The organism is Alloyangia mangrovi (assembly GCF_002300555.2).
GTDB lineage: Bacteria > Pseudomonadota > Alphaproteobacteria > Rhodobacterales > Rhodobacteraceae > Salipiger > Salipiger mangrovi.
In genome coordinates, this window is the sequence record NZ_NTHN02000095.1 from 1 (window position 1) to 9,688 (window position 9,688).

A 9,688-nucleotide genomic window follows, 5' to 3' on the forward strand; every position below is an offset into this window, starting at 1 on the left:
CCAGCCGGCGGCGGGCGCGGCGCGGCTCGGGCACCTGATGGCCGAGCAGGAGAGCCGGCTGCGCGGCTTTGCCGAGGCGCAGGCCGGCTTCGACAGCGGGCGTGCGGCCGAGGCGGCGCTGGCAGAGGAAGAGGCCGACCCCCGCGGCCGCCGGCGTTTCGCGGTGACCGAAAGCCCTCTGGCCTCGCTCGGGCGGCGGCGCGACCGGGGTGGCAAACCCTTCCTGGACGAGGCGCTGGTGCGCGCCGGTGAGCGGCTGCGCGAGGATTTCGAGTTGGCGCAGATGGGGCCGCGGACCACCCAGAACTGGGATCACTTCCTGACCTCGGGGGTGAAGCCGGGGGCTGCCGCGCAGCCGCCGCAGGGCGCCGAGGCGGCGCGCGTTCGCTTCACAGGCGCGCTTCGGGACCTCGGGCCGGGGCTCGGCGACGTGGCGCTGCGCTGCTGCTGCTATCTCGAGGGGCTCGAGGAGACCGAGCGGACCATGGGCTGGGCGGCGCGCTCGGGTAAGGTGGTGCTGCGCATCGCCCTGCAGCGGCTACACCGGCATTACGAGGCGCTGGAATCCTCGGGTGGCGGGCTCATCGGCTGAGGGGCGGGTGCCCGGCCCGCGCATGGAAAAAGGGGGCGAAGCTGGCAGCTTCGCCCCCATCGTCCTTCACCGCGGCAGTTGGCTTATTCGGCCGCGCGCACCGGGGTCTCGTCAGTGACCGGGATGCCCGGGTAGTCGTCGATATTGCCACTCTCGAGGTCTGCGGCGGCCTTCTTCACGCCGGCAAGATAGTCCGGGTGCACCCGCTCCAGCACCGCGTACCAGCGCTCGCGGACACCATCAGAGATCGGCGCCATGGCGCGGGCCATGTTGAGGTGCAGCCGGGCTCGCTCGTCATCGCCGAGGACCTCGAGATAAAGCGCTCGGGGCTGGACGTAATCGGCATCCTTGTCTTCCTGCTTGTAACGGTCGGCATCGCCCGAGATCTTCAGCGGAGGTTCCATGACCGACGGGTCCGCCTTGGCCGCTTCCTCGTATTGGTTCGGCTCGTAGTAGGCGTCGATATGGCCCGTCTGCGGCGGGAAGAAGCGCATGGCGCCGTCCTTGTGGTAGTTGTGGACGGGGCATTTCGGCGCGTTGGCCGGCAGCGCCTCGTAGTGGGTGCCGAGCCGGTAGCGGTGCGCGTCGGCATAGGCAAAGAGCCGGCCTTGCAGCATCTTGTCCGGCGAATAGCCGATGCCCGGCACCTTGTTCGACGGCGAGAAGGCGGCGTTCTCGATCATCTGGAAATAGTTCTCGGGGTTCTGGTTGAACTCGAGCATGCCCACCGGGATCAGCGGGAAGTCCTTGTGCGACCAGACCTTGGTCAGGTCGAAGGGGTTGAAGTCGAGCTCCGCCGCCTGCTCCTCGGGCATCACCTGAATGTTCATCTCCCACTTAGGGAAATTGCCGGAGTCGATGGCATTGTAGAGATCTTCCTGGAAGCTCTCGCGGGTCTCGCCGACGATCTTCTCGGCCTGCTCGTTGGTGTAATTCGCGATCGGCTGCTGGCAGCGGAAGTGGAATTTCACCCAGAAACGCTCGCCCTGCGCATTCCACAGCGAATAGGTGTGCGAGCCGTAGCCATGCATGTGCATCGGGTTCTTGGGAATGCCCCGATCCGACATCAGGATGGTCACCTGGTGCACCGACTCCGGCTGGCCGGCCCAGAAGTCGAACATGGCCTCGGGAGAGCGCATGTTGGTCTTGGGATGGCGCTTCTGTGTACGGATGAAGTCGGGGAACTTGTAGGCGTCGCGGATGAAGAAGATGGGGGTGTTGTTGCCCACCATGTCCCAATTGCCCTCGTCGGTGTAGAACTTCAGGGCAAAGCCGCGCACGTCGCGCTCCGCATCCGCCGCGCCCTGCTCGCCCGCCACGGTGGACCAGCGCGAGAGGATGTCACAGCTGTTGCCGACCTTCGAGAAGATCTTGGCGCAGGTGTACTGGCTGATGTCATGGGTGACGGTGAAGGTGCCCTGCGCGCCCCATCCCTTGGCGTGGACCACCCGTTCGGGGATGCGCTCACGGTTCTGGTGGGCGAGCTTCTCGATCAGCTGGTAGTCCTCCAGCAGCACCGGGCCGCGCGGACCCGCCGTGGCCGAGGTTTCGTTCGTCGGCACTGGCGCGCCGGCGGATGTGGTCAGTCGCTTGCTCATGACGTCCTCCGTGGATTGAGGCGGGAATGCCCTTGTGAGCGATCAACTAGAGGGGCGAATATAAGTTCCCAATTGCAGATTCCTGTCAAAGTGATAGGAATTTCTTATGCCTGTAACCATCCGCCAGCTCAGCTATTTCCGTGCCCTCGCCGCGCAGCGCAACTTCCGCCGGGCAGCGGAATCCTGCAATGTCTCGCAGCCCGCGCTCTCGGTGCAGATCCGCGAGCTCGAGGCGGCACTGAACGGCCCCCTCGTCGAGCGGCAGGCGCGCGACGTCGTGCTGACCCCCTTCGGTCGCGAGGTGCTCGAAAGTGCCGAGCGCATCCTCGCCGAGGTCGCGGGGCTGGAACATGCGGCGCGGCGGCGTGGGGGGCTGACCGGCACGCTGTCGCTGGGCGTCATTCCGACCATCGCCCCCTATTTCCTGCCCGAGGCGCTGGCGGCGCTGCGCGCCGAGGACATCTCGCTCGACGTCGAGGTGACCGAGACCAAAACCGAGACGCTGCTCGCCCGGCTCGCCGAGGGCGCGCTCGACGCGGCGCTGGTCGCTCTGCCGATCGAGGAGGAGGGGATCGAGGTGCTGCCGCTCTTCGAGGACCGCTTCCTGCTTGCCGGCAGCGCCGCGCGGCTCGCGCAGATCAGCGGCGTGCCCAGCCCCGAGGGCCTGGCGGAAAGCCAGCTCCTGCTGCTCGAGGACGGCCATTGCCTGACCGATCAGGCGCTGGCGGTCTGCGGCCGGGGCAGGGGCAACGCGCGGATCAACATGGGGGCGACCTCGCTCTCGACACTGTCGCGGCTGGTGGCCGCGGGCTTCGGGCTGACGCTGATGCCCGAGGTGGCGGCGCTGACCGAATTGCGCGCCTCGCCGGGGATGCGGCTGCGGCGCTTCGGGGCGCCGCAGCCGGCGCGGATCGTGGCGCTGGCGCGCCGCGCGTCAAACCACCGTGAGGGCTGGTTCACCGAGCTGGCGGACGTACTGCAGACCGTGGGGGAAGGGTTGGTCGAGGGGGTTCGCAAGAGCCCGGAGATCGCTCCGGCGGAAGGTTGAGGGCGCGCCATGCCGAGAGGCGGACACGCCCTTTAGGAAGCAGGGCTTTTGAAAACCGGGCTTTCATAAACAGGTATGAAGCCGCGCAGAAAGCTGCGCGGCTTCTTGGTCCTTGAGCGTCTCCTCCGCCCCGGCCATGATCGCTGGGGAAACGAGGACACCATGGGCAGGCAGAGACGGTTCGGGACTTGAGGATTGGAGCCTTGGGACGCGGCTCCCTTCCTGGGGAAGCCCGGCGTTGAGGGAAAATTTAACGCCGAGCCGCAAAGACGCTTGGTCGACCTAGCGGGACTCGTAACAACAAATGATTCTAAATGACGTCAGACTGGTAACAGGGTCAGAATACAGGCTTTGTCCGCCCCCGCTATCCCGGAATTTTTGTGTTTCACCGAGGTAACTGGTCACCTTGCTGCATTGCCGCAAGGTAATGTACGGAAATCATGGGCTAAATCTTGCCGATAGAATGGCGAAGCCTTGCTTGCTGCAAACGCGGTGTTTCCAAAATGTGAAGTCGAAACGCATTTCTGTCAGCCAAGATCGCCCAAAACGAGTGAAATTCGCGCTATTCTACATCTTAAGGTGGTGCAAATTGGCGCTGTTGATCATCGGAGAAGGGCTGGCATGAGTCGCTTTGCGCGCGCCTATCTGGCATTTTTCCTGACACTTCTGCGTGTGGCGAGCCTCGGATTTTCCCAGCCGGAAGCGACCAGCCGGATCGAGTGGGTCGCCCTGGGGCGACCCTCCACGGCGCGATCATCGGGCGTGGGGTCGCGGACCGCTCCCCGACCGCGAGGGTCGGGCTGAGGCTCTTATTCGAGCGGATCCTAGTAGGCGGAGATAACAGCGGTTCGAACACGTCTTCCTTCGTCCTCCGGGCGACACAGGTGCGGCCATCTATACCGGCGCGATGAATGAGGACGGCAGCGTAAGAATGACCCTGCCTCAAGGCGGTGTCTTCACCTTGCGACTCGACGTTGTGGGCGAAGACCGCGACACGGGAAAAATGGCTGATTACGGGCTTGATATGGCGCGCGAGGGACGCTGGCGCGGGTTCGCGCCGCAATCCAGTCTCAGACCTGCACGAGGTCGGCAAGGCTTCGCCACAAGACTGTTATAATTCGATGAAACGCAATGACATGGTTGCATTTACCCTAGGGCAACCCAATACTGGCCGCATGATGCAGGCGCCCCCGTGAAAATGGCCTCGCATCGACGAAAATTTGTACGCCCGGACCTCGGCCCGCCCATGTTCTACGGGTCGGACGAGACGCCAAAGAAAGGACCGGAGACACGCTCAGCCGGAGCAAGCCGGGCGCTTTAAGTGGTTTCGCTTTCGAACTGATTTTTAGGGAGATTTTCATGAAACGGACAATGTTGACGGCCCTTGTCGTCAGTTCCGCGATGGCCTTGTGCTCGGCGGCCTGGGCGCAGGATGCTGGCGCCGAAAAGCCGAACATCCTGGTGATTTTCGGCGATGACATCGGTCAGACGAACCTGTCGACCTACAGCTTCGGCCTGATGGGCTACACCACGCCCAACATCGACCGGATCGCCAATGAGGGCGCCAAGTTCACCGATTACTACGCCGAGCAGAGCTGCACCGCCGGCCGTTCGACCTTCCTCACCGGCCAGTCAACGCTGCGCACGGGCTTGTCGAAGGTGGGACTGCCAGGCGCAAACGCGGGCCTGCAGGCCAAGGACGCGACGCTCGCCTCGGCGCTCAAGGATCTCGGCTACGCGACCGGCCAGTTCGGCAAGAACCACATGGGCGACCGGGACGAGTTCCTGCCCACGGCGCACGGCTTCGACGAGTTCTTCGGCAACCTCTATCACCTCAACGCCGAAGAGGAGCCCGAGCAGTTCAACTATCCCAAGGACCCGGAATTCCGCGAGCGCTTCGGCCCGCGCGGCGTGCTGCACTCCTATGCCGACGGCGAGATCGAGGACACCGGTCCGCTCACCCGCAAGCGCATGGAAACGGTGGATGAGGAAACCGCCGCCGGGGCCATCGACTTCATGAAGCGCGCGGTGGAATCGGGCACGCCCTTCTTCACCTGGTACAACACGACGCGGATGCACTACAAAACCCACGTCCGCGCCGAGAACCGGAGCGAGCCGGGGCTGACCGCGCCGACCGAATATGCCGATGGCATGGTCGAGAATGACGGGGTCGTGGGCGAGGTGCTCGACGCGCTCGACGAGCTCGGCGTCGCCGACAACACCATCGTCGTCTACACCACCGACAACGGGCCGCACCAGAACACCTGGCCGGATGCCGGCACCACGCCCTTCCGCTCGGAAAAGAACACCAACTGGGAAGGCGCCTACCGCGTGCCCGCGCTGATCCGCTGGCCCGGCGTCATCGAGCCCGGCACGGTCTACACCGACATCTTCTCCGGTCTTGACTGGTTCCCGACCCTGATGGCTGCGGTCGGCGACACCGACATCAAGGAGCGCCTGCTTGCCGGCACCACCATCGACGGCAAGGAGTACAAGAACTACCTCGATGGCTACAACCAGCTCGACTATCTCACCGGCAAGACCGACGAGGGCGCGCGCGACGAGTTCTTCTATCTCAACGACGACGGCGAAATCGTCGGCCTGCGCTACGAGAACTGGAAGGTGGTCTTCAAGGAGCAGCGCATGAAGGGCACCATGGCCGTCTGGGCCGAACCCTTCACCGAACTGCGCGTGCCCAAGATGTTCGACCTGCGTGCCGACCCCTACGAGCGGGCCGACATCACCTCGAACACCTACTGGGACTGGCTGAGCGATCACGCCTACCTCGTGGCCCCCGCGTCGATGGAGATTGCGAAGTTCTTCGAGACCTTCAAGGAGTTCCCGCCGTCGCAGCGCCCGGACAGCTTCTCGATCGACCAGATCCAGGAAGAGTTGAACAACAGCCTGAACAGCCTCGGCAGCCAATAAGACGCACGCCTTGGGGAGGGCCGGTGCCGGCCCTCCCGATCCATTCCAGATTATCGCCGGGCGGGCACGACCCCATGCCGGCAAAGGGATTGTCCTCATGATGCATCCGAGATTTCTCGCGGGCGTCGCAGCCGTGGCGCTTCTCGCCGGTGGCTCCGCCCTTGCCGACCCGCTGCCCTCGTGGAACGACACCGGCCCCAAGCAGTCGATCATCGCGTTCGTCGAGAGCGTGACCGACCCCACCTCCGAGGCCTATGTCCCCGAAGAGGACCGCATCGCCACCTTCGACAACGACGGCACGCTCTGGACCGAGCAGCCAGTCTACTTCCAGGGGCTCTACGCGCTGGATGTGCTGCAGGAAAAGGCCAAGGTCGATCCGGACATCCTCACCACCGACGCGCTGAAGGCCGGCGCCAAGGGCGACGTCGGCGGCATTCTTGCCACCGGCATGGACGGGCTGCTCGAGGTGATCAATGTCTCGCATTCCGGGCTGACCGTCGAAGAGTTTCAGGCCGACGCGCTCGACTGGCTCACGAACTACACCCATCCGACGACGAAGAAGCCTTACGTCGATATGGTTTACCAGCCGATGCTCGAGCTTCTGAGCTATCTGCGCGACGAGGGGTTCACCACCTATATCGTCTCGGGCGGCGGCATCGATTTCATCCGCGCCTTCTCCGAGGACGCCTATGGCATCCCGCCCTGGCAGGTGGTCGGCACCGAGGGCAACACCGCCTTCGAGGTGGTCGACGGGCTGCCGATGCTGACCAAGAACGGCGGCGTCACCTTCATCGACGACAAGGAGGGCAAGCCGGTCGGCATCGCCCGGCACATCGGTCGCAAGCCGATCTTCGCCGCGGGCAATTCGGACGGCGACTTCGCCATGCTGCAATACACCACCTCGGGCGCGGGGCCGAGCTATGGCCTTCTGGTGCATCACACCGATGCGGCGCGCGAGTTCGCCTACGACCGCGAGGGCCATATCGGCACGCTGAACCGCGGCCTCGACGAGGGGCCGGGGCTTGGCTGGACAATCGTCGACATGGCGCAGGACTGGGCCAAGGTGTTCCCGGGCGAGTAAGCCCGCGCGAAAGGTGACAGCACGATGGAAGGCATGACGGACACCGGCGCGCGGGCACAGATCGGCGCCCTGCGCGCGCGCATGGGAGAGGCGATCATCGGCCAGCGCGAGGTGATCGAGCGGCTGCTGATCGGCCTCTTGGCCAATGGCAACCTGCTGGTCGAGGGGCTGCCGGGCCTCGCCAAGACCCGCGCCATCAAGGCGCTCGCGCGCAACCTCGAATGCGATTTCTCCCGCATCCAGTTCACGCCCGACCTGCTGCCCTCGGATGTCACCGGCACCGAGGTCTACTATCAGGGTGAAGGCGGCGGCGAGTTCCGCTTCGAGCCGGGGCCGATCTTTGCCAACCTCGTGCTGGCCGACGAGATCAACCGCGCCCCGGCCAAGGTGCAGGCGGCGCTGCTCGAGGCGATGGAGGAGCGGCAGGTGACCGTCGCCGGCACCACCCACAAGATGGAGCCGCTGTTCATGGTCATGGCGACGCAGAACCCCATCGAGCAGGAGGGCACCTATCCGCTGCCCGAGGCGCAGATGGACCGCTTCCTCATGCATGTGAACATCACCTATCCGCCGGTCGAGGACGAGGTCGAGGTGATCCGCCTCGTGCGGGCCGAGGAGATCGCCGCGCAGCAGGGCGCCGCGGCCGCCGCCGCCGAGACCCACGCCCCGATCCCGCAGGAGGCGGTCTTCGCCGCCCGCCGCGAGATCGCCGCGCTGCGCGTCGCCCCCGAGATGGAGCGCTACATCGCCGATCTGGTCAACGCCACCCGCGTGCCCGCCGAGTTCGGCGATGATCTCAAGCGCTGGATCGAGGTCGGCGCCAGCCCGCGCGCTTCGCTGGCGCTCGACAAATGCGGTCGCACCCATGCCTGGCTGGCGGGCCGCGACTACGTCGACCCCGAGGACATCCGCGCCGTGGTGCCCGACGTGCTGCGCCACCGGCTGGGCCTGTCGTATGAGGCGCAGGGCGAGGGCATCAGCCCCGACGCGGTGGTTGCCGAGATCGTCCGGCAGGTGGCGCTGCCCTGAAGGAGGCAAGATGAAGGACCGCGCCGCCCGCATCCGCACCGGCACCCTGCGCAAGGCCCCGCAGGTCACGGATGATCCGCGCATCCACACCGATCTTGCCTACCTGCGCAGCCTTGAGGGTCCGGCGCGCGGCCTCAGCTTCCTGCCGCGCCAGCCGGCGCAATCGGTGCTCAACGGCCGCCACGCCTCGCGCCTGCGCGGGCGCGGGCTCAACTTCGAGGAGCTGCGCGACTACCTGCCCGGCGATGACATCCGTGCCATCGACTGGAAGGTTACCGCCCGCACCGGCACGCCCCATGTCCGGGTGATGACCGAGGAGCGCGACCGCCCGGCGCTGATCGTCGTCGACCAGCGCATGTCGATGTTCTTTGGCACCCGCCGCGCGATGAAATCCGTCACCGCCGCCGAGGCCGCCGCGATGACCGCCTACCGCATCCTCGATCAGGGCGACCGGGTGGGGGGCATCGTTTTCGGCGATGAGATGATCGCCGAGGTCCGCCCGCAGCGCAGCCGCGCCGCGCTCAACCGCTTCCTCACCGCGCTTTCCGAGGCGAATGGGCTGCTGCACGCCGAGGCGCCCAACGTCGCCCCCATCGGCCTGACACGGGTGCTGCGCGCCGTCGCCCGGATTGCCAGCCGCAACCACCTGATCATCGTGCTGAGCGACTTCGACGGCATCGACGCCGAGACTGACCGTATCGTCTCGGGGCTGGCCCGGCACAATGACCTGATCCTCGTGCCGGTGACCGATCCCAGCGCGGGCGAGATCCCGGCGGGGCTGAAGCTCATCGTCACCGACGGCGCGCTGCAGGCCGAGATCGACACCGCCGCGCCCGGTACCCGCAAGGGGCTGATCGAGATGTCGAAGGGGCGGCTCGCCGATGTGCTCGACTGGCAGCGCCGCTTCGGCGTGGCGATCCTGCCGCTCTCGGCGGGAGAGGAGACCCTGCCGCAGATGCGCCGCCTGCTGGGGCTCGGGCCGCGATGAACGAGGAGGGGACGGACGCCGAAAGCCTCGTCGGGCTGATCAACCAGCTGATCGAGCCGGTGCCGCCCGAGCCGGTATCTCTGGTGCCGCAGACATGGGGCTGGGTTGCGCTGGCGGTGCTGCTTGCGGTGCTCGCCCTCTGGGGGCTCTGGCGCGGGCACCGCCGCCACGTGGCAAACGCCTACCGCCGTGCCGCGCTGGCCGAACTGGGCCGGGCCGGAACCACCGCCGAGCTCGCCGCCATCCTGCGTCGCGCCGCGCTCGCCGCCTTTCCGCGCGCCGAGGTTGCCTCGCTCACCGGGGCCGACTGGACGGCCTTCCTGTCGCGCACGGGCAAGAGCCGCTTTCCCGACACCGCCGGAGAGGAGCTGCGCCGCGCGCCCTACCGCGACCCGGCGGCCGCCCCGTCACCCGAGCTGCGCCG

8 protein-coding genes are annotated in these 9,688 nt (G+C 66.3%); 7 read left to right on the plus strand and 1 reads right to left on the minus strand.

What is annotated here, in order from left to right; all coding sequences use genetic code 11:
• A partial coding sequence (locus CLG85_RS26150) for a DUF6456 domain-containing protein (protein WP_260350277.1) occupies positions 1-592 on the plus strand: 592 nt, incomplete at its 5' end.
• 83 nt (positions 593-675) lie between these two features.
• Here CLG85_RS26150 and CLG85_RS26155 read toward each other — a convergent pair.
• On the minus strand, positions 676-2,190 hold the full coding sequence (locus tag CLG85_RS26155; RefSeq protein WP_260350278.1) for a catalase: 1,515 nt from the start codon (positions 2,188-2,190) through the stop codon (positions 676-678).
• A 106-nt stretch (positions 2,191-2,296) separates the two neighbouring features.
• Between CLG85_RS26155 and CLG85_RS26160 the strand changes: the two genes are divergently transcribed.
• The 6 genes from CLG85_RS26160 to CLG85_RS26185 form a co-directional block, all read left to right on the plus strand.
• Positions 2,297-3,238: a hydrogen peroxide-inducible genes activator gene (locus CLG85_RS26160; RefSeq protein WP_260350279.1), complete on the plus strand. Its 942-nt coding sequence runs from the start codon at positions 2,297-2,299 to the stop codon at positions 3,236-3,238.
• Between the two features lie 1,359 nt (positions 3,239-4,597).
• Positions 4,598-6,166, plus strand: a complete 1,569-nt coding sequence (locus CLG85_RS26165) for an arylsulfatase (RefSeq protein WP_095884077.1) — start codon at positions 4,598-4,600, stop codon at positions 6,164-6,166.
• Between the two features lie 97 nt (positions 6,167-6,263).
• On the plus strand, positions 6,264-7,247 hold the full coding sequence (locus CLG85_RS26170) for an HAD family hydrolase (RefSeq protein WP_235865501.1): 984 nt from the start codon (positions 6,264-6,266) through the stop codon (positions 7,245-7,247).
• A 24-nt stretch (positions 7,248-7,271) separates the two neighbouring features.
• Positions 7,272-8,276, plus strand: coding sequence for an AAA family ATPase (locus CLG85_RS26175; RefSeq protein WP_260350280.1), 1,005 nt, complete (start codon positions 7,272-7,274; stop codon positions 8,274-8,276).
• Between the two features lie 10 nt (positions 8,277-8,286).
• A complete protein-coding gene (locus CLG85_RS26180; protein WP_095884265.1) occupies positions 8,287-9,264 on the plus strand; it encodes a DUF58 domain-containing protein in 978 nt (325 codons plus the stop codon).
• The coding region (locus CLG85_RS26185) for a DUF4381 domain-containing protein (RefSeq protein WP_260350281.1) at positions 9,261-9,688 on the plus strand (428 nt) is incomplete at its 3' end. The genes CLG85_RS26180 and CLG85_RS26185, both read left to right, overlap by 4 nt.

Bases quoted from the DNA above. Each gene is read 5' to 3' on its own strand.
- CLG85_RS26155 (WP_260350278.1), bottom strand. From the start codon at position 2,190: ATGAGCAAGCGACTGACCACATCCGCCGGCGCGCCAGTGCCGACGAAC.
- CLG85_RS26160 (WP_260350279.1), top strand. From the start codon at position 2,297: ATGCCTGTAACCATCCGCCAGCTCAGCTATTTCCGTGCCCTCGCCGCG.
- CLG85_RS26165 (WP_095884077.1), top strand. From the start codon at position 4,598: ATGAAACGGACAATGTTGACGGCCCTTGTCGTCAGTTCCGCGATGGCC.
- CLG85_RS26170 (WP_235865501.1), top strand. From the start codon at position 6,264: ATGATGCATCCGAGATTTCTCGCGGGCGTCGCAGCCGTGGCGCTTCTC.
- CLG85_RS26175 (WP_260350280.1), top strand. From the start codon at position 7,272: ATGGAAGGCATGACGGACACCGGCGCGCGGGCACAGATCGGCGCCCTG.
- CLG85_RS26180 (WP_095884265.1), top strand. From the start codon at position 8,287: ATGAAGGACCGCGCCGCCCGCATCCGCACCGGCACCCTGCGCAAGGCC.